This window comes from Crassaminicella profunda (assembly GCF_019884785.1).
In the GTDB taxonomy this organism is placed as follows: Bacteria; Bacillota; Clostridia; order Peptostreptococcales; family Thermotaleaceae; genus Crassaminicella; species Crassaminicella profunda.
This window is the reverse complement of the sequence record NZ_CP082326.1, coordinates 4,296,861-4,323,618: the sequence shown is the minus strand read 5'-3', so window position 1 is coordinate 4,323,618 and position 26,758 is coordinate 4,296,861. Positions and strand designations below refer to the sequence as shown.

Sequence of the window (26,758 nt, the reverse complement as noted above, 5' to 3'; positions counted from 1 at the left end):
CTAAACTCCTCTCATCTCTTCATTCCATATAATTTTATGAAGCTGCATTTGAAGGGTTACCCCATTCATTGTATGCTTTTTCATGAATTCTACTATCTCTTTTAAATCAATCTGATTAAATACAGGGCTTAAATATACTTGTGTCTTTTTTGTTAATTCATACCTTGTAATAATTGTTTTTGCTCTATATAAATCATCCTTATTCCCTACTACAAATTTTACTGTGTCTTCTTTTTCTAAATAATAAAAATTATCTACAAGCATTTTTTCTTCCATATTACTAGAAGGGAGTTTATAGTCCATTGTAAATCTTGGGGGATTTTCTAATATACTAAAATCTTTTATAGAGATACTTCCGTTCGTCTCTATTTCCATAGATAATTCTTGATTCATTGCTAAATACTCAATCAATGGAATTATATGCTCTTGAAGAAGAGGCTCGCCCCCCGTCAACGTAACATTTTTCACCCCTGTAGACTTTATATAATTATATATTTCTTCTTTACTCATAAGCGTATAGGGTGTATCCTCTTTATTTGCCCATTTTGTATCACAATAGCTACAATCAAGATTACACCCTTTAAACCTTATGAATACAGCTAATTGTCCTGAAAGTCTTCCTTCTCCATTAACACTTACAAACTTTTCAACTACTTTATACATGATTTTCCCTCACTTTTTTCATAAACTGCACAATTGGTAGGTGTTTCATAAACCATCACCCTTTTTACTTGATAGCCTTTCTTTTCTATATTTTTAAAGAAATCATATGAAAAATTTTCAGCAGTGGGTCTAAAATTGACTTCTATTACCTTAAATTCATCTTCTAGTAAATGTTTCAGCGTTGCTTCTCTCATAGAATGCTTTTGTATGATTAACGCATGATCATACAAATCAACGATTTCACGAAGATCTCTTTTTAAATCTCCAAAATCTACAACCATCCCGTCTAGCTGACCACATTCTACCAAGTTTTCTGCATAAACTTCTATCTCTACCTTCCATCTATGTCCATGAATATTTTTGCACTTTCCATTGTAATTAGCTAGAAAATGCGCACTATCAAAGCTATGTTCTGCTTTTAAAAGATACATTTATTTTCCTCCAATTTTAATTTCCCCATCATACTACCATAAAAACAGCACCCTATTGCCCCATTGAATTGGGTTTCCTTAATAGAAATAATCTCATCATAATCATTCTTAAGATATTTCCTTATAGCACGGTTATTGGCAACGCCACCTGTTAAAATAAGCTTTCTTCCACGAAACTTATTCAATAAGGGCTGGAGTCTTTTATATAAAGAATAATTTACCCCAGCACACAAACTTTCAACATCTACTCCTTCAGCAATTTTCCCAATCAACTCTGATTCAGAAAAAACAGCACAAGTTGAATTAAGAGATACGGGTTTTTCATAGTACTTACTCATTTGATCCAAAGAAATTTCTAATACATTTGCCATATTCTCAAGATACCTGCCACAAGAGGCTGCACATTTTTCATTCAGCTCTAAATCTGTAATCATTCCCTTCTCTACTTTAACAACCTTTACATCTTGTCCACCAATATCTAATAAAATAAAGTCCTTTAATTTAGTCTGATAAAAAGCTCCATACACATGGGCCTTTATTTCGTTGATTGCTTTAAATTTATTTAAATCCGTATTATTTCTACCATATCCCGTTGATATAGCTCCATGAATATTTGTAATACCTAGCTTTTTTAAATCTACAATCACCTTTCCATCATAATTACAGTAATCTCTGTAAAAAGACATGGTACTTACCCTCATCTTTTTAATCAATTTTTTATCTTCCATGACAGCTATTTTTACTTCTCTACTGCCAAGGTCTATTCCTAATATACGCATCCTATCCCACCTTTTAAGTCCTTTAACATATCCAAAAATGCTTCTATCCGAAGCTTCGTTCTAGCGTCTAATATATTTAATTTATCTCCTTCTATATTCAGTATAGGAATATCCAAAGCTTTTTTCAGTACAATATCTTCTACTGCTCTATAGCAAAAGGCTTGGGTATAATGAATAATCCCATCTAATTTTCTTCTCTCTATTTGCTTTTTTAATTCTTTTATTCTGTACCCTACATCATATGGATAAGTATAATCATAATACTGCTTAAATATGGTATCTGCTTCATCTACCCTTGGAAAAGCGAATTCTCGTTGTACCTCATTGTAAACAAATTGGGCATGGTGCTCTTGTACAAAAGTATAAAGATCTGCTGTCATAGGAGGAACCCCTATGTAGCCTAACCTTATCTTTTTCTTTATAGGATTTCTCCCTTTTATTTCTTTAATAACACTTTTAAGCTCAACTTCAAAATGATCAGGATTCCCATTAAAATCACTACAACTTACCTGATACAAATGATTTTCAAAACCTGTTGCTTGATAATCAATATAGGTTAACGTATCAATTTTCTTTGCTAATTGCCTTATTCTATTCAATCTTTGTCGTATTTTTTCAACTTCTTCTAAATCTACCTGAAAGATTTCCATAAACTTTCTAACTTCTTTTTCTACATCTTCTTGTCTGTGATTATGAGGAAATGAAAAAGGATATACCTTGATTCCTCTTAAAGCAAGAACTTCTATCAAAGCCTTGGTATTAGAACAATCGCCCTCCATCACTCCTACGATTTCCTTTATACCATTCTCAACACAAGCTCCATAGATTCCTTTAATCCATGCGCAAAGGCTCTTTGGAAAACCATCTCGTTCTGCTATATCTATATATTTCATATAATCCTTTGAAACAATAAAAAGATTATTTAAATCTACTGGTTGATAACCTGCTGCAAATAAAACCTCTACAGGAACTGTCGTAGTCAAACCAATTTTTTTCATTATATTCCTCCATTCCAACAAAAAAAGGGCATAGCTGCCCCATAAACAAAAAACTACCTAAGACGGTAGGTAGTATAGTCCTAGTTTTGTTTATAGACAGGATGGTTACGAACTGTCTTATTTATTTTTTATGTAAGTATATCATAGATTTATATGAGGTTCAATATAAGAGATACAAGGATATTTAATCCTTATTTACATCCCTAAAATTTTATAATTGAAGAGATATAAAAGTAAAAACATAGGACCTATTTAAAATGTCCTATGTTGTCTTTATTTTTATTTTTACAATATAGAAGATATTTTTTTCTTTATATAAGTTTGTACTTCACTTGCAGTAGATATCCATAAAAGTTCATCTAATAACTCTGCTATTTTTTGTGTATCTACATTTTTTAAAATATATCTAGCTTTCAGTATAGAAGTTGGACTCATGCTAAATTCATCTAACCCCATTCCTGCTAAGATAGGGATCATTTCAGGATCTCCTGCAACTTCACCACACATCCCTACCCAAATTCCTTCTTTATGTCCATTATCAATAACTAATTGAATCAATCTCAATACAGCAGGATTGAATTGATTATATATATAGGATAACTTTTGATTTCCTCTATCAACAGCTACTGTATATTGGATTAAATCATTTGTTCCTATGCTAAAAAAATCTACTTCCTTTGCTAGCATATCTGAAATAATTGCAGCAGCGGGTACTTCTATCATCATACCAACTTCTATATTTTCATTGAATACTATGTTTTCATTTTTTAAATCATTCTTTACAGATTCTAAAATACACTTAGCTTCTTTTAATTCTTCCATACAAGATATCATGGGAAACATGATCTTTATATTGCCATAGCTACTGGCTTTTAATAAAGCTCTTAACTGTGTCTTAAAAATATCCACCTGATCTAAACAAAGGCGTATGGCTCTGTATCCTAAAAATGGATTCATCTCTTTGGGCAAATCCATATAACTTAAATCCTTATCTCCACCAATGTCTAAAGTTCTGATTACTACAGGCTTTTCTTTCATGGTTTGTGCAACCTTTTTATATACTTCAAATTGTTCTTCTTCTGAAGGTAAGTTTGTTCGATCCATATATAAAAATTCTGTTCTAAAAAGTCCTATTCCTTGTGCATCATTTCTTAAAACACCCTCTAAATCATTAACTGTTCCAATATTAGCAGCTAATTCTACTTTTTTGCCATCCAAGGTAATACTTTCTTTTCCTATTAGTTTTTGTAATGTATTTTTAAATATTTTGTTCTTCTCTAACTTTTCAGCATAACGATCAGTAATATCTTGACTAGGATTTAAATAAATAATTCCTTCATCACCATCAAACACCATATAATCACCATTATTTACTTTAGATAAAATGTCTGAAGTTCCTACCACTGCAGGTATTTCTAAGCTTCTAGCCATAATAGCTGAATGAGCAGTTCTACCTCCTACAGCAGTAACAAATCCAAGTACATTCTTTTTATCCATACTAGCAGTATCCGAAGGGGTCAGATCTTCTGCAACAATAATTGCAGGTTCTTTCAAGTTTGATAAATCAATATCTTCTATCCCTAAAAGATTTCTAATAATCCTATTGGTAACATCTTTTATATCTGATGCCCTTTCCTTCATATATTCATCGTCCATATTCGCAAACATATCTATAAACATATCTGTAACTTCTTTTAATGCCCATTCTGCATTTACTTTCTCATCTTTTATTTTTGATTCTATCTGATTGAAAATTTCTATATCTTCAACGATCATACTATGGGCTTCAAAAATTTGAGCTTCTTTCTTTCCAATAGTTTCTAAAGTATGTTCATATAGTTTTAATATTTCATCTTTGCTTTTTACTCTAGCATCATGCAATGCATGTACCTCTGCTATAGGATCTTTAACATCTTTTTTCACGATTTCTATTTTTGCTTCCTTTTTTAATAAAATCTTTCCCATTGCAATCCCTGGAGAAGCTCCAATTCCATTAAACATCAGAATCCTCCTATTCTCCAAAATTATTGTTAGCTAGTTCCACTAATGCTTCTAACGCTTCTTTCTCATCTTCTCCTTCTGTTTCAATAAAAAGTGCTTCTCCACATTTAGCTCCTAAGCTTAATATATTAATAATACTTTTTGCATTACATTTTCTACCATTTTTTATAAGGTTTATATTACAATTAAAGCCTGTTGCCATCTTTACTAATACACTTGCAGGTCTTGCATGCAGTCCTGCTTCATTTTTTAATACAATTTCTGCTGTACACATATGATACTCCTTTCTTATTAATAATTTGTTGCATTACTGCTTTTCCTTTTATAAAGAATCCATAAAAATCCAACGATCACAATAAAGATATTGAAAATAAATTGATTTTGATTATAATAATCTGATAATTTGCACAAACTTGAACCTGCCATCATTCTCATAAATTCATAGATCATACAAACACCTCTTTTTTATAGATTATTTTTGCCCATATCCTTTTTTTGCAGATTCTCTTTCATATGCACATTCTTCTTCATCTAAAATTCTCATACCTCCAATATTTTGTGCATAATAGGCAACCTTTGCACCTTCTTCAACAATTACTGCATTCACATATGCTGTATCAATATTTGCACCTACTACTAATACTCCATGATTTCCCAAAAGAACTGCATCATCTTCTCCTAAACAATCTGAAGTTACCTCTGCTAGCTCCTTTGAACCACAGGGTCTATATGGAGCACATTTTACTTTACCACTTACAAGTGCAGCAACTTCAGCTACAACACTAGGAATTTCTTTATTGCAAGAAGCCCATGCCGTTACAAATGTAGAATGGGTGTGTACCACACTTCCAACCTCAGGTCTTTTTCTATATACTGAACAGTGAAGACCTGTTTCAATAGAGGGTGTTCTTTTTCCATCTACATGATTTCCATTTACATCGACCACAACGATATCTTCAGGTGTTAATGTTTCATAAGGCATTCCAGATGGTGTGATACAAACGTATCCTGTCTCAAAATCTCTAATACTGAAATTTCCAAAAGTAAGGGGTACCAATTTATCTGACTGAATTCTTCTTCCGATTTCTACAATTTTTTTTCTTTGTTCTTCTAATAACATATTAAATCATTCCTTTCATTATTTGATGTTATTAGAGGAGTTATTAGTAAAACTCCTCTAACTATTTAATTTAAAAGAAAAAGCTAAATACTTTATAGATTAGATAAGGAATTAAATGAGCTCCTTCATCTAATGAAGATATTAAAGAAGTTCCTTCTGGAATAGGGAATTGAACATCTCTCGCCATGATCGTTGTTATTTCTGCTAAATCTGTTGCAATTAATAATATTAATGCCATAAATATAGTTCCAGTAATAACTCCCCTAAAAACATTTCCTTTAGATGGCGCAACCGCCCAAACAATCAAAATTGGAACAAGTCCTAAATCAGTAAAAGGTAAAACACGATTTCCTGGAAGGACTACAGCTAAAAGAAGTGTAATAGGAATTAAGATCAAACCTGTAGAAATTACTGAGGGATGTCCAATAGCTACTGCTGCATCTAAACCAATATAAACTTCTTTTCCAGGGAATTTTTGTCCAATATATTCTCTAGCACTTTCAGATAATGGTAACAATCCTTCCATCAAAATTCTAACCATCCTAGGCATTAAGAACATAACAGCTGCCATATTTACACCAAGTGCAATAATTCCTTTCGCATCATATCCAGCTAATGCACCTATTCCAGCACCTAAGAATAATCCCATAATCATAGGCTCTCCTAAAACGCCAAATTTCTTTTGAATTCCTTCAGGATGCATTTCAATTTTATTAATAACTGGAATCCTATCAATAATCTTATCAATAAGAATTCCCAAAGGTGCCCAGGATACAGTTTCTGTATGAGGTAGTGACACCCCTGGCATACCAAAGAAATCAGATACATATGGAGCAGTAAAGTCTGCAAGCTTTAGAATGATAATGAAACAGATAGCCGATGCAATTAGACCTAAAACCATATTGTTTGTTAAATACATTACTAAAGCACCAGTAAATATAAAATGCCAGTAATTCCAAATATCAACATTCATTGTTTTTGTCCAATTAAATGACAACATGATAATGTTTAATAAAAAACATATTCCAAATACTGCTGGAACAATGGTTGTCCCAAAACTAATAGATGCAGAAATTGGCCATCCAACGTCCATAACATCTAGTGATAGTCCCCAATTTTCTACCATTGCTTGGGTAGCAGGAGAAAGGTTGCTTACGAGCATTCCTACAATCATAAATATTGCAACAAAACCGATTCCTACTGTTAAACCTGAGCGAAATGCCTTAGAAAATTTCTGTTTAAAAATAAGTCCTAGAATTGTTATGATAATAGGCATCATTACACTTGCACCAAGATCTAATATGAAATTAATAAATGTCATGCAAATCCCTCCTTTATATTATTTATCTAAAGTTTTAAGGTACTCAGAGATTTCATCTGCTAACTTATCCATTCCTATTCCTGTTAAGAACGCTAATCCTCTAAATTTCTTAACATTTTCTGCAACTTTTGCACCTAAAATAGTTGTGTGTACAATTACATCTGGTTGAAAAACAGGTACTTTTGATTCCACTTCAGTAGCCTTACATTCAATAACTTCGATACTCAATCCTCTTGCAGTTAACATTTCCTTGCATTTTTCAGCTGCAACTGTTGAAGTTGCAATCCCTGTTCCACATACTGTTAATACTCTAAATGTTCTCATGATTTTCATCTCCTTTTTTAATAAGTTTCACTAAGCTTATTATTGATTAATAGAATCAACTGCTCTTTGTTCGCTTCATATATTTCTTTTAATAACTCTTGATTTTGAACAATTCCCATTAAATTCGTTAATAATTTTACCTGGGTATCGCTGTCTTTCATTGCAAGCATGAATACAATTTTTACATCAACTTCTCCATCTGGATTTCCCATCTCTAAAAATTGTATAGGTTCTTTTAATGTTACAATACTAATCATTGGTTCATTTACATGAACAGCATCTGTGTGAGGAATTGCTACACCAAATTTTTCTGTAGGTAATCCAGTAGAAAATTTTTCTTCCCTTTGTAGAATTGCTTCAGCATAAGTTTCTTTTACATATCCTTCTTTTTTGAGCATATCTGCCATAAAATGAAGGAGCTGTTCTCTGCTTTCTACAGATACATTGATTGCCACAACCTCTTCATTTAACATAAGTTTTTTAGACATTCCTTATCACCTCCCTCAATTCGTCAAAACTTCTACTTTCCTTAATCTTATTGAGAAAATATGGATCATTGATCATCTTATAAAGCTTTCTAAATTCATCTTTATAATACTCATTAATAGCTACAACAAATATGCAATCCACCTCATTGTTTGCATCCCATAATATGGGTTTCTCCAGCGTTAGAATTCCTATTATTGGTTTATTTACATATTTAGGATTTGCATGAGGAAGAGCAACCCCTCCCTTAAATAAAGTTGGAAGCATATCTTCTCTTTTATATACAGAATCCTTAAACTTTTCTTTTACATAGCCTAGTTCATATAGTAAATTGGTCATTTTTTCAATAGCTTCTTTTTTGGACCGAATATCTGATTTAAGTATTGTTGTTTTTTCATCAATCAATTCATTCGCTAAAATATTCACTTTTTTGTTTATCTTTTTATTAAACATGTTATTACTTAAGTTTATATAATTATCTAACTTCTCCACTCCTGTTCCTTCAATGATTTCGCTTGCATCAATAAACGGAATAAAAGGTATTTGAGGATTGATTGTTCCTACAATAGCAATAACTTTTTTTTCTTGAGACATTTTTTTTACGATTGCAGAAATATTATGATTTTCTAATACACTCATAGTCATAACTTCTATTTTGTTATCTAATTTTACTCTTTCGCTGATAACGTTTTCCAACGCTTTTGCAGTTCCCTCACCTGTTAAGCATACACAGATAATTACTTTTTTATCTTCATTGATTATCTCTTTAGGAGAGATTCTCTTATCATCTGATTGTAATGAATCTGCCATTTCATCAAGATTTGAATCTGGCATCATAGCTTTTCTAACAGCTTCAATAACCATCATCGTATCCACTCTATTAATTGTCCTAGTTTTTATAGACAATTCTTTACCAATAATTTCTCCAAATCCTGTGAGAGATCCCATATCTACTAGAAATAATATACCTTTTTCATTTCCTATCTCTTTTGCAATTTGCTTTGTATTTTTTAATGCTACACTAGGAGATTCATCTAATGACATTTCTACTGCTTTAGCATGGTTAACGCCTAAAAGACGATTGGCAACTGTCGCCATCCCTTCTGCTACTCTTCCGTGAGATAGAACAATTACGCCTACATGTTTTTGCAAAAGTAGATCCTTCCTTGCACAAGATTTTAAATACATGGCAATAAACGCAATTTCATCCTCTGGAAAATTAACTTTTAGACTATAACTCGCTAGCTCTGACATTTCTTTAGCAATACTAAATTCTTTAGGGTATTGTGTTTTAATTTTTTCTAATTTTGGATTGTTAATAGGTTTATTTTGGATCAATCTTTCATAAGATGCTGCCAAATGTGTCGCTAAACAATAAAACAAACTATTATCTAAATCTTTATGATACTCTTTAGCAATATCAATCATTTTTTCTACAATATGGACAATTTTACTACCCACAATTTTTTCTAAGTCATTTTTAACTAACTTGTATTTATTTTTTCTAATGGTATTAACTGATTTATAAATTTTCGTTTCCAATTCATTTTCAATGATTCGATTGATAATCTCTTCATCAATTCCTTGAAATTTTAATACTTTATATTTACTTTCTATTTCCTTATAAATTTCTTTAGAGAGCAGATAAGGGGTATCATCAAGATTTTGAATAATAACTTTATTTGAATCGATGACTTCAAGATCTCCTTTAACAATCTTATTCATTTCATTTCTATATGAATTAAGCTTTAGAAGACCTTTTACAACAGAATTTGGAAGTTCTGTAATATCAATTTTCATTGACTTGTTTTCTTTCCCCATTAACTTTAAAAAGCTTCTTGCACAAGTAACTTGTATATCAGAACGAATCTGACCAATATTTCCAATAGGTTCATATAGAATAAGTGCCTTGACTACATTTTGAGATACTACAATATTTGCATTCATTCGAATAGCTTCTTGTTTAAAAAAATTCTTAATGATTTTATATCTTTCAATAAAAGGTCTATGAGATAAAGCTGGTAATTCAATAATCATAGGTATTCGTCTTTTAAATGTAGCCAATAAATTAGATTCTATATTTTCTGTAGTTGCTGCAATAAGCAGTATATTCACCTGCCTATAGTTTTCTGTTTCTCCTAGCCTCCTAAATCTCCCCTTATCAATGAGATGAAAAAAGATTTCCTGTCCTTCAGGAGGCAATCTATGAATCTCATCTAGAAATAAAATTCCATCATTCGCTTTTTCTACTAATCCTGCTTTGTCGTCTGTTGCTCCTGTAAAGGCACCTTTCTTATAACCAAAGAGTTGGGATAATAATAATTGAGGATTATCTGCATAATCTGCACAGTTAAAAACAATAAAAGGTGCATCTTGTTTCTTTGTGTTCGATTCAATTGCAAATCCATACATACATTCTGCCATTTCACTCTTCCCCACTCCAGTTGGTCCATAAATTAAAGTGTGAAGTCCATTCTTTGGATATAAAATAGCAGCTTTTGCTAACTCTATTTGAGGTTTCAAGCTTCCTTTAGAACCAATAAGTGAGTCAAATGCATATGGAATATCCTCAACTTTTGTGGGAATTTCATTAAATTTATTCATTTCATGACTAGAATTATCTTTTATAGATGGTTCAATTTCTTTTAAAAATTTAAAAACTAAATTTCTAGAAATTTTGTATCCCTTTTCATTTAAAATAGCAGTCACCCGTCTTACAGAAGCAGCTTTTTCTTCCTTTAAAATCTTCTGTATTTCATTTATTAGAAGATTTTTTCTTCTTTCTCTTGAATCCTTAATTTTTAAATTGCATCGAATCATGGAAACATCACTTCTGCTGATATTTAATTTTTTTGCAATTTCTATATCTGTGTATGGATTTTTTTGATCTTCGTTCTTGATAATTTTTTTTAGTTCTTGTACAATTTTATCTTTTTTCATTTGCTTCCCCACCTATGTCTATATTATTTTGCAATGTCCATGCCAAGGGCTGTCATTTATTGTTTTGTTTTTTCAACTATAAATATACAAGATTGCATAACTAGCCATATGATTATTTTTTTAATTTTCATTTTTTTCTATATGTTATCACATTTCGTGACACTCCAACAAAATGTGACACCCTTACTTTTTATTCATCTTACAAACAATGACATCTGTTATATCCTTACATAATTTTTAGAATGCTTATACTTTCCATCCCTATATTCTCTTATCCACAAAAGATATATTCCCCTCTATCTACCTAATGCAGTAAATTTTCCAAATAAAAATAAAGACAGAAAAATATCTGTCTTTATTTTTATTTGTTTTTATACTTTTATTACACCTACAGAATCCACATCTTAATGTTTTTTATTATGTATCTAATATGCAAAAGTTTTAATGCATTTTCTTTAAGTTCTTCACGCTTAAATATTTTGTATACGTGAAGATGCTACAAACAAAATCATATTTAAGCTATTGTTTATAATAAACTTCTTATAGCCTTTTTCCTCAAAGCTAAAAATTCTCCTTTTGATGGATTTGATTCCTTAAACGCCATTCCTTTTACTATAGATTTTAGGGCATCTTTAGGTGTCCCTCCATTGATCTGAGCATCTGCAAGATAATACCAATAATGAGGATCTTCTGGTATTTCTTTTACCTTCTGTTCATAGTATGGAATGACTCTTTCTGTGTAATACTCACGAGAGTCCCTCACATGTGTTAATTTTCTTCCATCCCAATGAACCAGTTGAATATCATAAACTTCTCCTGTAATATGGCTCCATAACCCTAATTCTATAGACTCCTGCTCTGAACTTTGAAAAATATCTGCTTTGCTATAGGATAAACCCTTAGCGATTTTTTTCATGGTATTTTTCTCCCAAGTATACAAATCAAGTTCACCCCATATATTTCCTATCTGCCAACCTACCAAAAGATCTTTTTTCCCACTTCCTGTTATATCTGCAAAGTCCATATAATTTATACCGTATCCAGAGCCCTTTATAGTTAGTTTATACCATTTACCCGCATCTTGTTTTAAGATCATTGCATACATTTCCCCTTGTAGCTCATAAGTCACAATAATTTCATACTTCCCATCCCCATCTAAATCTTCCATCTGAATGGCCTTAGCTCGTTTAGGATTTTCCGGTCTTATCATTCTTGCGTCAGGAGGTAAAGCATTTCTCACAAAACGACTTACTTGGAATGATTTTTTCATAGCCTATTCTCTCCTTTTATTCATTTTGTACAGTATATGTCTTAAGATAAAAAGAAATTATCTATTTATGAAGATTCTTTGTATCTCACTCTTTTTTAGTACGTCATTAGTAAAACTATTTTTAAAAAATTAACATTTACATTCCTTTGTTTTTCTATTTAATTCTTTTTAAATTTTTATCATAAAAAATGTTTTAATAAAATTTTCATGGGTAGATATAAAATGTGTGAAAAAGAAAGATGATTAAAAAAATAAAAATCGAAAATACAGGAGGAATTTAATATGAAAAAATTTGTTTGTAAAGTATGTGGTTATGTACACGAAGGAACAGAGGCACCTGATGTATGCCCTCAATGTAAAGTATCTAAAGAAAATTTCGTTCTTCAAGAAGATGGAGATTTAACATGGGCAGATGAGCATTTCGTAGGAAGTGCAAAAGATGTAGACGAGGAAGTTTTAAAAGGACTTCGTAACAATTTCATGGGAGAATGTACTGAAGTAGGAATGTATTTGGCAATGAGTCGTCAAGCTGATCGTGAAGGATATCCTGAAATCGCTGAAGCTTACAAAAGAATCGCTTTTGAAGAAGCAGAGCATGCTGCAAAGTTCGCAGAATTACTAGGTGAAGTCGTTACAGATAGTACAGAGAAAAACCTACAAATGAGAGTAGACGCAGAACACGGTGCCTGTGCTGGTAAAAAAGAATTAGCTACCCTAGCTAAAAAATTAAACCTAGATGCTGTTCATGATACTGTTCATGAAATGTGTAAAGACGAAGCAAGACATGGTATGGCATTTAAGGGATTATTAAAGCGTTATTTTGGAAAGTAAAAAAATATATAAAAAACAAAACGGATTCAAAAGAATCCGTTTTGTTTTATTGATTTTATTTTAGTTTTCTACTTGTGTTTGATACAATATTTTATTCACTGAACCAAGATATGCCTTAATACTTGCTTCAACAACATCTGTACTAAGTCCTCTACCTGTATAGATTTTCTCATTATGCTTTAATTTCACAATAGCTTCTCCCTGTGCATCCTTTCCTTCTGTTACAGAATGAAGCTTGTAATCTTCTAATGTCATATCAATCCCTACAATCTTCTCAATAGCTTTAAAGGCTGCATCTACAGGTCCATCCCCTATGGATACTTCTTCTATTTCTTGGTCATTCGTTATAAGTATTACAGATGCAGTAGATGTAATAGTATTTCCACTATTGATCACAAATCTCTTGATCTTATAAACTTCTGGATAAGCAATAGCATTTCTTGTAATAATGGCTTCAATATCTTCATCATAGATGGTCTTCTTTTTATCTGCTAATTCTTTAAACTGTTCAAAAGCTTTTAATATTTCTTCCTTGGATAAATCGTATCCTAAAGCCTTCAATCTATCTTCAAAAGCATGACGCCCTGAATGCTTTCCAAGGACCATTTTATTTTGAGAAAGTCCAATAGACTCAGGTGTCATAATTTCATAGGTCGTTCTTTCTTCTAGCATTCCATGCTGGTGAATTCCTGATTCATGAGCAAAGGCATTATTTCCCACAATGGCTTTGTTTGGCTGAACCCCAACTCCTGTTATATTGCTTAATAGTTTACTTGAACGCATGATCTGCTTTGTATCTACATTGCAGTATAAATCAAGAACGTCTTTTCTTGTATTCATAGCCATAACGATTTCTTCTAATGCTGCATTTCCAGCTCTTTCTCCAATTCCATTGATGGTGCATTCAACTTGAGTAGCCCCTGCCTTTGCAGCTGCTAATGTGTTTGCTACAGCCATTCCTAGATCATTATGACAATGTACAGAGATATCTACTTGATCTAAGTAATCTGATTTTTCTCTTATAGCTGTAATAAAATTATAGTATTCATCTGGTGTTGTATAACCTACTGTATCAGGAATATTAATCACTGTAGCCCCGGCTTTTATGACTCGATCAAATAGCTTTGCTAAAAATTCAGGGTTACTCCTTGTTGCATCTTCGGCTGAAAATTCAATATCTTCACAATATGCTTTTGCATGTTTCACCATATTCACAGCATTCTCAAGAACTTCTTCTGGTCTCATTTTTAGCTTGTATTTCATATGAATATCTGATGTAGCAATAAATGTGTGTATTCTAGGATGTTTTGCATATTTTACAGCTTCCCATGCCGTATCTATATCCTTTGGCAATGCTCTTGCCAAACTTGCAACGGTACAATTTTTTATATTCTTTGAAATTTCTCTTACAGAAGTAAAATCTCCAGGGGAAGCAATGGCAAATCCTGCCTCGATTACATCTACTTTTAAAAGCTCTAATTGCTTTGCCACTTGAATCTTTTCGTGAAGATTCATACTACAACCTGGTGATTGTTCTCCATCTCTTAACGTTGTATCAAAAATCTTTATTTGCTTTGCCATTATAGATTCCTCCTTAATTGATCTCTAATAACCTTATTCATTTTAATTGCCTAAATAACATCTTAATAAACAGACTTATCCAAATTTATACAAACAAAAAACCTCGTCCAAGAATAATCTTATCCAAGGACGAGGGCTTATTTCCCCGCGGTACCACCTTAACTTGCTTTTGCAAAATACAAAAGCCGCTCTTACAAGTTTGATCAAACTTTAGCCGATAATGGGGCCATCCATTTTCTCCTACTATTATTTCAAAGAAACTGCTTAGGAGTGAGTAGTATTTTTTTACAGTATCGGTTCTCAGCAACCACCGACTCTCTGAAACTGTTTTTAAAAAATACGCTCTCCTGCATTGCTTTTGAGGTTTGCTATTTTCATGTATTAAATCGTATTTTATCAAAATTCTATACCATTGTCAATCATTTTAAATAATTTTTAAAAATAATATTTGTTCAAAAATTTCCATTGTTCGGATAGTCTTTTTCGAATTTTTATCATTATAAATCTACATTTCCTACAAATTCTTTTCTGAATTTTCTTTAAATATGATTGACAAATATATACAAACTTTGGTACAATACTTAAAATCGTTTTTTTGTCGAAAATTTCAATGAAGAAGGTGAAAAACCATGAGAGCTTCAGATGCAATTATAAAATCTTTAGAAGAAGAAAAAGTTCATATGATTTTTGGATATCCAGGAGGGGCTATACTCCCTTTTTATGACTCTTTAAGAACTTCAAATATAGAGCACATTTTAGTCAGACACGAACAATCTGCAGCTCACAGCGCAAGTGGCTACGCTCGAGCTACAGGAAAGGTAGGAGTTTGCACCGCCACCTCAGGTCCTGGGGCAACCAATTTGATTACAGGTATTGCTACTGCTTACATGGACTCTATTCCTCTTGTTATTATTACTGGACAGGTAGATTCAAATTTTATTGGAAAAGATGTATTTCAAGAAGCAGATATTACAGGAGCTACTGAACCCTTTACAAAACATAATTATTTAGTAAAAAATGCACAAGATCTTCCAAAGATTATCAAGGAAGCATTCTATATTGCATCTTCTGGAAGACCTGGCCCTGTGCTCATTGATATACCCGTAGATATTCAAAAGGAACATATCAAATATGATTATCCTAAATCCGTAAATATTCCAGGATACAAGCCTACTTATGAAGGGCATGCAGGACAAGTAAAACGAGCTTTACAAAAGCTAAAAGCAAGCCAAAAACCTTTAATTTGCGTAGGAGGAGGTATCATTTGTGCAAAAGCCTCGAAAGAGCTAAAAGATTTTGCTGAAAAAGCAAAAATCCCTGTTGTTCATACGCTAATGGGAATTGGTGCCCTTCCTTCAGACTCTCCATATTATGTGGGAATGGTAGGGTCTCACGGCCATAGCTTTTCAAATCAAATTGTAATGGAGTCAGATTTATTGATGATCATTGGTACAAGGGTTGGAGACCGTGCTACTGCTGGCATGAAGCTTCTGAATGAAAAACAAAATATTATCCACGTAGATATAGATCCTGCTGAGGTAGGAAAAAATATTGATACAACTATACCTATTGTTGGAGATGCAAAAAATATATTAAAACAGTTTTCGAATAAATGCACCACCCTCCAAACAGATGCATGGATGGAAAAAATCAACCAATTAAAAGAAACTTATCATAAAGAAGAATTGGATGCAAGCCACGTGAATCCAAAAAAAGCCTTGAATTTTCTATCCAAGGTTGTTGATGATGAAGCTATTCTTGCAGCAGATGTTGGTCAAAATCAACTATGGGCTGCTCGAAACTTTAAAATAAAAGGAAATCGAAAATTTTTTACATCTGGAGGGCTAGGCACCATGGGATATAGTCTTCCCGCAGCAATAGGTGCAAAGCTTGCTTTTCCTGAAAAAACCGTTATCTGCGTAGTTGGAGATGGGGGACTTCAAATGTCTTTAAGTGAGCTAGGTACGATCCTTGAAAATGATTTAAATATCATCATTTTGCTTTTCAATAACAGCCGCTTAGGCATGGTACGAGAGCTTCAAGATATCCATTATGAAAGTAACTACTTTAGTGTTACCCTCAACAAAAATCCTGATTTTGTAAAAATCGCAGAAGCTTATGGATTGCCTGGTAAAAAAGTAACTTCCCAAAAAGAATTCGAAGAAACCATCCAAGGAGCATTGACAAGTAAAAAAGGATATTTCATAGAATGTGTAGTAGATTCAGATTTTAGCACCTTATAAGGAGGATTCCAATGAATAGACATGTATTATCCGTTTTGGTTGAAAATCATTCAGGTGTTTTGAGTAGAATTGCAGGATTATTCAGCCGAAGAGGATATAATATTGATAGCCTTTCTGTTGGCGAAACAGAAAATCCAAATATTTCTCGTATGACCATTACGGTCAGCGGAGATGATTATATGCTAGAGCAAATGAAAAAGCAATTAAATAAATTAATCAATGTCATCAAAGTAGTAGAATTACAGCCTGAAAAGTCTGTTTATCGAGAGCTAGTACTCTTAAAAGTAAAAGCTGACCTTACTCATCGGGCAGCTATTATTGAGACCATCAATATCTTCAGAGGAAATATCATTGATGTGTCCAATGAAACATTAACCGTTGAGCTTACTGGTGACTTTGGTAAAATTGCTGGCTTTACAGAACTCATGGCTCCCTTTGGTATCCTAGAGCTTGTCCGAACAGGATTTACAGGACTTCAAAGAGGAAATACTCAGCTTGCAGAATAAAAATTTATGTAAACAAAATAATATTTTTACAAGAAATACTTATATATTAAAATCCTCCTAGGAGGATTTTAATTCTTTACAAAAATAATTTTTCTAAATAATTTGCTACAGCATCTTCATCATTTGTCTTTATAATCTCATGGTTTGGTAATGCCTCTTTTAGCTTATCATTGGCATTGCCCATGACAAGACCTTTTCCTGCTACTGTAAGCATTTCTAAATCATTAAATCCATCACCAAAGGCAACAACTTCTTCTGGATGAATATTATATTCCTTTAGAACTTTCTGCAACGCATGGCCTTTAGAAACTCCTCGAGCCATAATTTCTAAGCATTGAGGAAGAGAAAAAGCAATATTTAATTTTTTTCCATAATTTTTTTCTAATTTTTCTTTCACCTGTACTAATTTTTCGTGCTCTTCACAAATAAAAAATATTTTTGCTGCTTCATAACTTTTTAAACTTTTAAAATCTGCGACTTCGTAAAAAAAACCTGATTCATTCTTAAATTCACTTAGCCATAAATTTTCCTTTTCTGCCAGCCATTGATTCCCTTGATATATGTTTTTATAAACGCTATCGTCAAAATCCATCTTTAAAATCTCTTTTACTATTTCTCCTTCTAAATCACAAGCAAAAATTTCTTCTTCTGCACGATGCACTCTTGAACCATTAGCTGAAATCAGGGTCGTATCTAATGATAATTCTTCTTTAATATGGGATGCATCCATATGATGTCTTCCTGTTGCAATGAAAAACTTAATACCCTTTTCAACAACATTTTTAATAATTTTCTTTGTATAATCGCTTATTCTATGGTCACTATTTAATAATGTCCCATCTAAATCTGAAATGACTGCTTTATATTTCATCATTTATAACCTCTCCTATTCATTTACTATCCATTCAGTTTAGTCCGTTCATCAATTTCTCTAAAAATCCCTCTCCACCATTTTATCTAAATAGATTATCTTACTGCATTATATCAAATCATTCTATAAGGTCAATGATCTCATATAAAAAACTCTCCTTTATCACAAAAGAGAGTTTTTTTACATCTATCTATTTTTTCTTGATTTTTAAATCTATTACAGGGTTAATAAGAGGCTCCAATCCATCAATCCAGCACTCTATCACATCTCCCTCATGAATATGAACTGCCCTTGGGGTTCCTGTAGAGATAATATCTCCAGGAAGCATAGTCATCACCTTTGAGTGAAAAGAAACTAAATGATCTGGTGGAAAAGTCATATTAGAAACCGTATTTTGTGCATGAATTTTTTTATTGATAACCGTTGCTACCTGTAAGGTTAACACATCTTCAATTTCATCTGGTGTCACCAAACAAGGTCCAAAGCTAAAGAAAGTGTCAAAGCTTTTTGCCCTTGTTAAATATCTAGGATTTAGCTTCAAAATATCTTCTGCAGTCATATCAATAATCGTTGTAAATCCAGCTACAACATCTATCCAATTTTCTCTTTCAACATCCTTACAACGTTTTCCAATAATCACCCCTAATTCACTTTCCCCTGTTGTCTTATCGGATTGAAGGGGTATTTTTATGTCATCCTTATATCCTATGATGGTTGTATCAGGCTTCATAAAGCTTGCAGGAGCAATACTTGGTGCTTTCTCTGATAAATCAGCTGCATGATCTACATAATTTAACCCAATTCCCCAAATCTTCCTTGGATTTCTATAAAGCGGTCTAAATAGAACTTCTTCTTTTGGAATGATTTCATCAAGCTCTTCAATTGCTTTTTTTCCACCATTTTTATACCATTGATTCATTTTTTCTAGCTGTCCTGTTTCAATTAATTCAAATACTTCTAATGGCCAGTTTTGATTCAGCTTTTCATTAACTGTTCTTACATAAACGACTCCTTTTTGTATCATTACAGCCGCCTCTTCTCCCTCTCCTATCTTTACAGTAGCTAGTTTCATTTCAAATGCCCCCTTTTTGATGGATTAATCTATCTACTATCCTATTCGACATAAACTTCTAATTTCTTTTTTTTATCTAAAAAAATAAACAGTACAGCTTTCTATTTTTCTCTAGAAGTTTGTCCCGTTTATTTTTTATAATATATTCAATTGATTAAAGCTTCTTTGCAATCTCTAATATTTTTCCCTGTATGTTCTTTAAATCCTCAGTAATCTCCATTACATCCACATACTTTAATTTTTTATTTTCTACTAAAATTTTCCCATCTACTATAACTGTATCTACATTACTCGTATTAGCTGAATACACTAAGGTAGCGTAGTAATCATAAATAGGCTGCATATTGATAGACTGTGTTTCCATAATGACTAAATCTGCTTTTTTCCCAACTTCAATAGAACCTATTTCTTTTTCTAAGTGTAGTGCTTTCGCTCCACCAATGGTTGCCATCTCAACGATCTCTCTTGCTGGTAAAAGACTTCTATCTTTGTTAAATAGCTTATGAATTTTTCCAACTAACCCCATTTGCGTGATAATATCAAGGGTATTTCCACTCATAGGTCCATCTGTACCTAATCCGATTCTCATATCCTTATGATACATCTTTGCAGCAGGACAAACCCCTTTTGCTCCCTTTGCATTGGCTCCTACATTATGGGCAATACCTACCTCTTTCTTTTTTAACAATTCTAAATCTTCATCATCTACATGAACTAAATGGGCAGCTATTAAGTTTTTATTTAAAACTCCAATATGATCTAAATACTGTACAGGGGTTAAATTATATTCTTCTTTGTACTGTCTATACTCATAATCCATTTCTGCAACATGCATGATCATAGGTACATCATATTTCTTTGCTAAATCCATTGCTTTTTGTAAATGGATCGTATCATTTGTATAGGGTGCATGAGGCGCTACCCCTGGAATAATCAAATCATCCTCTTTCCACTTTTCAATGAACCATTTACTATATTCAAGTCCTTCATAAGGTTCTTTGGCATCAGGAGCAACAAAATTAACAATTGTTTCTCCTAATATCCCTCGAATCCCTAATTCTTTTGCTACTTTTGCTACTTCATCTTCAAAATAATACATATCTACAAAGGTTGTAACCCCAGCTAAGAGCATTTCAACAATACCATATTTTGCTCCTACTTTTACGAGTTCTTTATCCACTAGCATCTTTTCAAGGGGAAATATATATTTCTTTAACCGATCAGGTATATCGTCTCCCAAACTTCTAAAAGGAGTCATAGATACATGGGTATGCGTGTTTACCATGCCCGGTATAAGAATTCCATCTTCTCCATCTATTATGATATCTGGAGAATATCGATCTAACAAAGCTTCATTTCCAACGTCTGCAATCTTTTCATCCTTTATAACAACAACACCTTTTTCAATAATATCTTTATCTTTATTCATTGTAAGGATATTTACATTTTTTATAAGTATCGTGCTCATATGAGTCTCTCCTATTTTTCATAAAATAAGTCAACAATCTCTTGTTTTTTCACATCTATTAATCCTTTATCTGTAATTTTTAGACTAGGACTTACAGGAAGGGATAATGTACTAAAAGACATAATTTCATTGTGATGGATATATCCTAAGTCCTTTAGGGCTTTTCTAATATTCTCTAACTTCTTCCCTAAAGAATCAATTCTTTCCTCTGATAATATGCCCCCTACAGGTAGCTCTAAGGATGCTATGATTTTACCCTTATTCACTACACAATAACCCCCTTGGTTTTTAATGATCCAATTTGTAGCTATCATCATGTCCTTTGCATTTTGTCCCATTACCATCAAATTATGATGATCATGTGCATAAGTAGTAGCAACAGCACCTTCTTTAATAATAGAGCCAGTTACCAACCCAAAGGATTTATTTTTTGTTTTCTTGTATCGGTCAAATACAGTTATTAAACAATTAGAAGATTGTTCCCATTGTAATTTTCCATTCTTTACTTTTAAAACCTCTTTTACATTTTCAGTAAATGTAGTATGAGGATTTACCTTCATTGCTCTACATATGACTTCTCCATCCTCTATAGAAGCAATCACCTCAAAATCCTCTTCATTTACATCCTCTAAATTTACACTTTTATAAAAATGCTTCGGAAAAAGCTTCTCTTCCTCCTTATAATGAACTTTTCCATCAAATACTTTTTTGCCATCTTTATATACATATTGAATGGTAAATTCATCTATATCCTCTAACAAAATAAAATCTGCTTTCTTCCCTGGTGCAATACTCCCTCTATCTCTGAGCCCCATTCTTCTTGCAGGTGTATATGTACTAACATATATGGCCTCTTCTATAGGCATTCCCATTTTTATAGCTTTTTTCACTAATTCATTTAAATGTCCCTTAAGAATTTTATCTGCCATTACATCATCTGTCACAAGACAAAAATGTTCATATAAATTATTTTCAACTAAATATTTTATATTTTCCTCTGTCATAGATTTTTCTTGAATTTCTATAAACATACCATTTTGTATTTTTTCTCTTAATGTATCTACACTCTGCTGCGTATGATCAGCGTCTACCCCTTGATATATAAATTTTGCTAATTCTAATCCTGTTATTTTAGGACAATGTCCTTCGATTTGTAGATGTGGTTTCTCCTTTTTAATCAATCTAATGATTCTATTGATTAATGAATCCGAATCACCAATTAGATCTTTAAAATTCATAACCTCTCCTAAACAGCATATTTCATCCCTTTTAAGAAGGTTTGCTACCTCATCTTCTTTTATGCTCCCTCCAGTTGTCTCAAGTGCATAAGATGTAGATGGTACAGAACTAGGAACGCCGTAGAATATATCTACGGCGTCTTGATTGTTGCAATGAATCATTGCTTCTATTCCTTCTAATCCAAACACATTAGCCATTTCATGTGGATCTGCTACTATTGTAGTTACCCCATGCTGAATCACTGCTTGAGAAAACTGAAAAGGAGTTGTCATAGAACTTTCAATATGCATATGAATATCAACAAGACCTGGAATCATATATTTTTCTTTTCCATCTAATACTTCTTTACTTTTAAATTCCTGATCCTGTCCTATATATATAAACTTACCTTCTATCATCCCTACATCTGCATAGATGAATTTTTTAAAGTACGCATTATATACTTGCACGTTTTTGATCAATAAATCTAGTTCCATCATGTCCTCCTATTCTATTCTCTATTGATTTAATATTCTATTCCACGTATCTACCCATTGGTTTTTTATACTATTTACAAATGTATATTCAACAATATTTCCTTTTTCAACCTTATCTCCATAAGTTAAATTTTTAGCTTCTTCTTCTGATAGTGCTACATCTACATTTACTGGAGACTCTCCTAATGCTTTAGCTGTTTTCGTTTGTACCTCTTGACTTAATGCATAATCAATAAACTGTAATGCTAAATCCTTATTCTTTGAGTTCTTTACAATGTTGATTGTATTAAAGTTTAAGTAAGCTCCTTCTTCTGGGTCTATAAATACGGCGTCTTTCGATCCATCCTTGATTCTTCCAAAAGCAAAATCCGCTGCTACGGCTACTGTAATCTCACCATTTGCAAACATATTTGCTAAATCAGATGATTTTGTATAAGTCTTCACTAGATTTGGCTTTAATGCTTCTAACTCTTTAAATGCAGTTTCCCCATTATCAGTAGTGATATCTACTCCACCCTTATTTGATGCTAAATACATAGCTGCAGGTCCAAAAGTTGTTGAAATTTCAGGAATCGATACCTTTCCTTTTAAAGCTGGATTCCATAAATCTTTCCATGATTTTATTTCAAAATCAACCTTTGTAGGATCATAGACAATTGCTGCACGATTTAATGTATAGGCTGGCCCATAACCTTGTTCTACTAAATATTGAGCCTTTTCATTGATTTTCTTCGCATTTGAAATTTTACTATAATCAATTTTTTCAAACAATCCTTCTTTAGCACCTTCTTGTGCAAAAGCTTCTGCTAAATAAATAATATCCACATTATTACTTGGATTTGTTCTTAATTTTGTTAATCTTTCAGAGTTGTTTCCTGTTTCTAATACAATTTTAACGTTATGAGCTTCTTCAAATGGCTTAAATACATTTTCCCATAGCTTGTCCTCATTATACCCCCAAGTAGAAATCACCAATTGATTTGTTTCCTCTTCTTTTGGACTACAACCAACAATACTTGTAAATACTAAAATCAAAATGAACAATGCACATAATTTTTTCATCATTTTTTCTCCTCCTTTTATACTAAAATAAGTTTATTTGAGGGTAAGTATAGTCTTACCTTGTCTCCTTGACTATATTTTTGATCATTGCTTCCGTTCACAATCAAAGTTCCTAATGCTGTATTTACAGCATATTGATATTCTTTTCCTAAATAAGTACGGATTTCAATTTCTCCATTTACCATATTATTTAAATCACTAGAAGCATGATCTATGATTTGAATATCATCTGGTCGAATGGTTCCTTTTATTTCTTCCTTGCTATTTTCTTTTTCAAAATCACTTACAAATTGAATCCCTGCTTTTGACACATAGTTATTCTCACCAATTTGTTTTAATTCTATAAAATTTTCAAAACCTACAAACCTTGCTACAAATTCTGTTGCCGGATGTGAATAAATCTTTTCTGGTGCATCATATTGTTCAATAATCCCACCATTCATAACAGCAACCTTATCTGAAATAGAAAAACATTCTTCTTGATCATGAGTAACAAAAACAGTGGTAATTCCTAATTGTTTCTGCAATTTTCTAATTTCTACACGCATATTTAATCTTAATTTTGCATCTAGGTTACTAAGGGGTTCATCTAATAGTAATAAATCTGGCTGAATTACTAATGCTCTTGCAATAGCAACTCTTTGTCTTTGCCCTCCTGACAATTCCTTTGGATATCGAGCACTATATGCTTCTAAATTTACAACCTTTAGTATTTTCTCTACATCTTGAGTTATACTTTTTTTATCCATTTTTCTCATTTTTAATCCAAAAGCAACATTCTCAAATACTGTTAAATGGGGAAATAAGGCATAACTTTGAAATACTAGTCCAAAATTCCTTTTATGCACAGGAATATTTGTGTAATCTTTATCATCAAATATAAACTGTCCCTTCGTTGGTTCTATGAACCCTGCTATTACTCTTAATGTAGTAGTCTTCCCACATCCACTAGGTCCTAACAAAGAAACCAATTGTCCTTTTTCTACTTGAAGATTTAATTTCTTTAATATATCTGTCTTTCCATCATAAGAAACTGTAAGATCCTTTAAATTAATTAATGACATAATATACCTCCAACCTTTATTTTGAAAAATAACTAAGTCCTAAAGTCCGCTCAACAATAAACATAATTCCCATGGTCATAAGCATCAAAACAACTGACAAAGCTGAAACCGTAGGATCATAATAATATTCTACATAACTCATCATTTGAATAGGTAATGTGCTCACTCCTGGACCTGTCAAAAAAATAGATACAGGTACATTATTAAAGGAATTAATAAAAGCTAACATAAAAGCTGCGATAACACTTGAAGTAATATTGGGTAGTACCACCATAAAAAAAGTTTTCACCTTACTTGCCCCTAAGCTTATAGCTGCTTCCTCTATGGAATAATCAAAGTTTTCCAAACTTGAAGCAACAACTCGAATAATATAAGGTATAATTACAACTATATGTGCGATTAATAAACTCGTATAAATAGGCAGCCTCAATTTGATTATAATAAAATTGAATAAAGAAAAACCAAAAACAATTCCAGGTACAATGACCGGTGAAAAGAATATATTTTTGATAACCGCTCTTCCTTTAAAATCAAATCTACTTAGTGTATAAGCAACCGGAATACCTAAAAGCAAAGCAAATAGAGTTGCCAATACGGCTATTTGTATACTCATGGCAAAAGTTCTCATAAACATATCTGATGTAAAAATATTTACAAACCATCGAAGGCTAAATCCATTTGGCGGAAAGGCTATGTACTCATCTGGTCCAAAAGCAGTTATGAAGATGATCACTAGTGGCGCAAATAAAAAACTATAAACTAGAAAAACAAACATGGTTAACCATTTATTCTGCTTCATCCTAAACACCTCTTTCATTTAGCTTCTTGGCTAACTTATTAATAGAAAATATTACGGTTAATGTGGTAAAAATCATAATTGTAGCAACCACTGATGCCCCTGTCCAATCTCCAAGAGTCATGGTTTTTTGATAAACTAATGTAGATAATACCATATTGGTGTTTCCTCCTAATAATTGAGGAGTCGTATAAGCTGTTAAAGCCCCTGTGAAAACAAGAACACTTCCTACAATAAGACCAGGCACACTCAGTGGAAATATAATCTTAAAAAACGCAGTCAGTCTACTTGCCCCTAAGCTTTCAGCAGCTTCTAATAAATCATTTTCTATATTCTCCATTACCCCTACTAAAGAAACGATCATTAAAGGTAAAAATAAATATACCGTACCTACTATAATAGCAAACTCCGTATAAAGAAGCTTATAAGGTTCATCAATCATATGTATGTTCAGGAATAGTTTATTAATAATCCCATTTTTCCCGAGTATGGTCATCCATGCAAAAGAACGGACAACAGAATTGGTTAACAAGGGAAAAACTGTACAAGCAATCATAACTCCTCTTATTTTTTTATTGGTTCTAGAAATAAAATAAGCAACTGGAACCCCTAAAATCATAGCAATAATAGATGTAATAGCTGCAATTTTTAATGTTCTATTGAAAATTTGTACATAGTATGCATCCTTAAAAAAGGATATATACTGCTGAAAAGTAACACCGCTCTCCCCTATAAATGTTGGAATAATCGTATAGATAAGTGGTAAGATTAAAAAAATACTAATCAGAGATAAACCAGGCACTAATAATATGTATGACCACCTTTTATTCATAAAAATTCTCCCTTTCTCTTTCTTTACAAAAAATCTTTCTTGGAAAACTTCTCAAATTTAAATTTTTGAAAATAATTGAATTTCTAATACTCGCCCCTATTCACGAACTATTCTTTTGTGGTTTTCTGGAATGTTCACGTTCAGTATAGCATCGTCCCCTATTCACGTCAAGAAAAAACTTGTTATTTATCATTTATAAAAATATTTATACATGGTTTATTTTCAATGTTTACTTATAAAAACCTTTTTTAACCAAATATTCCCTAGCTTTTTTACAAATTCTCTATTTATATATTTTAAAAATATACACATATATTATTTTATTTCATTTGTAATATATATTTTTCACAAGAAAGCCCCTCGAAACAATGTTCGTGTTTTATG

25 protein-coding genes and 1 other annotated feature are annotated in these 26,758 nt (G+C 32.2%); of the genes, 3 read left to right on the top strand and 22 right to left on the bottom strand.

Going from position 1 to position 26,758, the window contains the following annotated elements:
• From queE to K7H06_RS19835, 13 genes are all read right to left on the bottom strand, one after another.
• Positions 1-666, bottom strand: coding sequence for a putative 7-carboxy-7-deazaguanine synthase QueE (gene queE / locus K7H06_RS19895; protein WP_223040091.1), 666 nt, complete (start codon positions 664-666; stop codon positions 1-3).
• Positions 651-1,094 (bottom strand): 6-carboxytetrahydropterin synthase QueD, encoded by a 444-nt coding sequence (queD, locus tag K7H06_RS19890; RefSeq protein WP_223037739.1) that lies wholly within the window; start codon positions 1,092-1,094, stop codon positions 651-653. Before queD ends, queE begins: the two co-directional genes overlap by 16 nt.
• Positions 1,082-1,873, bottom strand: a complete 792-nt coding sequence (locus tag K7H06_RS19885; RefSeq protein ID WP_223037738.1) for an acyl-CoA dehydratase activase — start codon at positions 1,871-1,873, stop codon at positions 1,082-1,084. Before K7H06_RS19885 ends, queD begins: the two co-directional genes overlap by 13 nt.
• Positions 1,861-2,871 (bottom strand): 2-hydroxyacyl-CoA dehydratase family protein, encoded by a 1,011-nt coding sequence (locus K7H06_RS19880; RefSeq protein ID WP_223037737.1) that lies wholly within the window; start codon positions 2,869-2,871, stop codon positions 1,861-1,863. The genes K7H06_RS19885 and K7H06_RS19880 overlap by 13 nt, the downstream gene beginning before the upstream one ends.
• A 285-nt stretch (positions 2,872-3,156) precedes the next feature.
• Positions 3,157-4,872, bottom strand: coding sequence for a phosphoenolpyruvate--protein phosphotransferase (ptsP, locus tag K7H06_RS19875; RefSeq protein WP_223037736.1), 1,716 nt, complete (start codon positions 4,870-4,872; stop codon positions 3,157-3,159).
• Positions 4,873-4,882: 10 nt separating this feature from the next.
• Positions 4,883-5,146: an HPr family phosphocarrier protein gene (locus K7H06_RS19870; RefSeq protein ID WP_223037735.1), complete on the bottom strand. Its 264-nt coding sequence runs from the start codon at positions 5,144-5,146 to the stop codon at positions 4,883-4,885.
• A gap of 17 nt (positions 5,147-5,163) precedes the next feature.
• Positions 5,164-5,322 carry a hypothetical protein gene (locus tag K7H06_RS19865; RefSeq protein ID WP_223037734.1) on the bottom strand — a complete coding sequence of 53 codons (159 nt, stop codon included), beginning with the start codon at positions 5,320-5,322 and terminating at the stop codon, positions 5,164-5,166.
• Between the two features lie 22 nt (positions 5,323-5,344).
• Positions 5,345-5,992, bottom strand: a complete 648-nt coding sequence (locus K7H06_RS19860; RefSeq protein ID WP_223037733.1) for a class II aldolase/adducin family protein — start codon at positions 5,990-5,992, stop codon at positions 5,345-5,347.
• A gap of 70 nt (positions 5,993-6,062) precedes the next feature.
• Entirely contained in the window at positions 6,063-7,313 is a 1,251-nt protein-coding gene (locus tag K7H06_RS19855) for a PTS galactitol transporter subunit IIC (RefSeq protein ID WP_223037732.1), read from the bottom strand.
• Positions 7,314-7,331: 18 nt separating this feature from the next.
• The gene (locus tag K7H06_RS19850; RefSeq protein ID WP_223037731.1) at positions 7,332-7,637 is read right to left on the bottom strand and encodes a PTS sugar transporter subunit IIB; all 306 of its coding nucleotides are present in this window, start codon (positions 7,635-7,637) and stop codon (positions 7,332-7,334) included.
• Positions 7,638-7,654: 17 nt separating this feature from the next.
• Positions 7,655-8,125 (bottom strand): PTS sugar transporter subunit IIA, encoded by a 471-nt coding sequence (locus K7H06_RS19845; RefSeq protein WP_223037730.1) that lies wholly within the window; start codon positions 8,123-8,125, stop codon positions 7,655-7,657.
• Entirely contained in the window at positions 8,118-11,063 is a 2,946-nt protein-coding gene (locus K7H06_RS19840) for a sigma 54-interacting transcriptional regulator (RefSeq protein ID WP_223037729.1), read from the bottom strand. The genes K7H06_RS19845 and K7H06_RS19840 overlap by 8 nt, the downstream gene beginning before the upstream one ends.
• 526 nt (positions 11,064-11,589) lie before the next feature.
• Positions 11,590-12,333: an FG-GAP repeat domain-containing protein gene (locus K7H06_RS19835; RefSeq protein ID WP_223037728.1), complete on the bottom strand. Its 744-nt coding sequence runs from the start codon at positions 12,331-12,333 to the stop codon at positions 11,590-11,592.
• A 282-nt stretch (positions 12,334-12,615) separates the two neighbouring features.
• On the opposite strand from K7H06_RS19835, the gene K7H06_RS19830 reads away from it, so the two are divergent.
• A complete protein-coding gene (locus K7H06_RS19830) occupies positions 12,616-13,164 on the top strand; it encodes an NADH peroxidase (RefSeq protein ID WP_223037727.1) in 549 nt (182 codons plus the stop codon).
• Between the two features lie 60 nt (positions 13,165-13,224).
• On the opposite strand, the gene K7H06_RS19825 is transcribed toward K7H06_RS19830, so the two are convergent.
• On the bottom strand, positions 13,225-14,745 hold the full coding sequence (locus K7H06_RS19825; RefSeq protein ID WP_223037726.1) for a 2-isopropylmalate synthase: 1,521 nt from the start codon (positions 14,743-14,745) through the stop codon (positions 13,225-13,227).
• A 122-nt stretch (positions 14,746-14,867) separates the two neighbouring features.
• Positions 14,868-15,107, bottom strand: a binding site (T-box leader).
• A gap of 267 nt (positions 15,108-15,374) precedes the next feature.
• Here K7H06_RS19825 and ilvB point away from each other — a divergent pair.
• Both ilvB and ilvN read left to right on the top strand, forming a co-directional pair.
• Positions 15,375-16,988 (top strand): biosynthetic-type acetolactate synthase large subunit, encoded by a 1,614-nt coding sequence (ilvB, locus tag K7H06_RS19820; protein WP_223037725.1) that lies wholly within the window; start codon positions 15,375-15,377, stop codon positions 16,986-16,988.
• An 11-nt stretch (positions 16,989-16,999) separates the two neighbouring features.
• On the top strand, positions 17,000-17,494 hold the full coding sequence (gene ilvN / locus K7H06_RS19815; protein WP_223037724.1) for an acetolactate synthase small subunit: 495 nt from the start codon (positions 17,000-17,002) through the stop codon (positions 17,492-17,494).
• Positions 17,495-17,570: 76 nt separating this feature from the next.
• On the opposite strand, the gene K7H06_RS19810 is transcribed toward ilvN, so the two are convergent.
• The 8 genes from K7H06_RS19810 to K7H06_RS19775 form a co-directional block, all read right to left on the bottom strand.
• Positions 17,571-18,368 (bottom strand): Cof-type HAD-IIB family hydrolase, encoded by a 798-nt coding sequence (locus tag K7H06_RS19810; RefSeq protein WP_223037723.1) that lies wholly within the window; start codon positions 18,366-18,368, stop codon positions 17,571-17,573.
• Between the two features lie 187 nt (positions 18,369-18,555).
• Positions 18,556-19,437, bottom strand: a complete 882-nt coding sequence (locus tag K7H06_RS19805) for a fumarylacetoacetate hydrolase family protein (protein WP_223037722.1) — start codon at positions 19,435-19,437, stop codon at positions 18,556-18,558.
• A 154-nt stretch (positions 19,438-19,591) separates the two neighbouring features.
• A complete protein-coding gene (locus tag K7H06_RS19800; RefSeq protein WP_223037721.1) occupies positions 19,592-20,905 on the bottom strand; it encodes an amidohydrolase in 1,314 nt (437 codons plus the stop codon).
• Positions 20,906-20,916: 11 nt separating this feature from the next.
• Positions 20,917-22,620, bottom strand: a complete 1,704-nt coding sequence (locus K7H06_RS19795) for an adenine deaminase (protein ID WP_223037720.1) — start codon at positions 22,618-22,620, stop codon at positions 20,917-20,919.
• Positions 22,621-22,641: 21 nt separating this feature from the next.
• A complete protein-coding gene (locus K7H06_RS19790) occupies positions 22,642-23,685 on the bottom strand; it encodes an ABC transporter substrate-binding protein (protein WP_223037719.1) in 1,044 nt (347 codons plus the stop codon).
• Positions 23,686-23,699: 14 nt separating this feature from the next.
• On the bottom strand, positions 23,700-24,746 hold the full coding sequence (locus K7H06_RS19785; protein WP_223037718.1) for an ABC transporter ATP-binding protein: 1,047 nt from the start codon (positions 24,744-24,746) through the stop codon (positions 23,700-23,702).
• Positions 24,747-24,762: 16 nt separating this feature from the next.
• Complete coding sequence (locus K7H06_RS19780) at positions 24,763-25,545, bottom strand: ABC transporter permease (protein ID WP_223037717.1); 783 nt, start codon at positions 25,543-25,545, stop codon at positions 24,763-24,765.
• 1 nt (position 25,546) lies between these two features.
• Entirely contained in the window at positions 25,547-26,374 is an 828-nt protein-coding gene (locus K7H06_RS19775) for an ABC transporter permease (RefSeq protein ID WP_223037716.1), read from the bottom strand.
• Positions 26,375-26,758: the final 384 nt, after the last annotated feature.